The sequence below is a fragment of the Escherichia sp. AM3 genome (assembly GCF_032029835.1).
Taxonomy (GTDB): Bacteria; Pseudomonadota; Gammaproteobacteria; order Enterobacterales; family Enterobacteriaceae; genus Escherichia; species Escherichia coli.
The window spans coordinates 1-388 of record NZ_JAVUPQ010000628.1 but is presented as its reverse complement, the minus strand read 5'-3'; the positions used below and the strand labels follow the sequence as shown (position 1 = coordinate 388).

Here is a 388-nt window from a genome sequence, read left to right as displayed (position 1 = left end):
AAGTCTGCTGAGGTAATGCAAAATGGAATTTAAACTTCCCGGATTTAAAAATAAAAAAGACGTTACTGCCTCATCAGTTTCGTTTGAAGAAAACAACATTGCACGACAGGAGAGAATGAATCGTATTTATAAATTCGGTGGTATCGGAGGCATGTTAATTGGTGGGCTGTCTTTACTTGCATTAAATGCAGCATTACCACTGAAAACAACAGTTGTTGATGCCTACCTTATCGATAAGGTTACAGGTGTGGCTGAACGTCTGACTTCTGTTAAAAAAGAAAATCTTTCTGAAAACGAAGCCATTGCCCGATATTTTATCACCCAGTATATAAAACATCGTGAAGGTTATAATTTTTTCAGTCTCCAGCATGATTATGATTATGTAATG

General features: G+C 36.3%; 1 protein-coding gene. It reads left to right on the top strand.

Translation table 11 applies throughout. The features are described 5' to 3' along the window. Positions 1 to 22 precede the first annotated feature (22 nt). On the top strand, positions 23 to 388 hold a 366-nt coding region (locus RTW80_RS27595), incomplete at its 3' end, for a VirB8/TrbF family protein (RefSeq protein WP_312721284.1).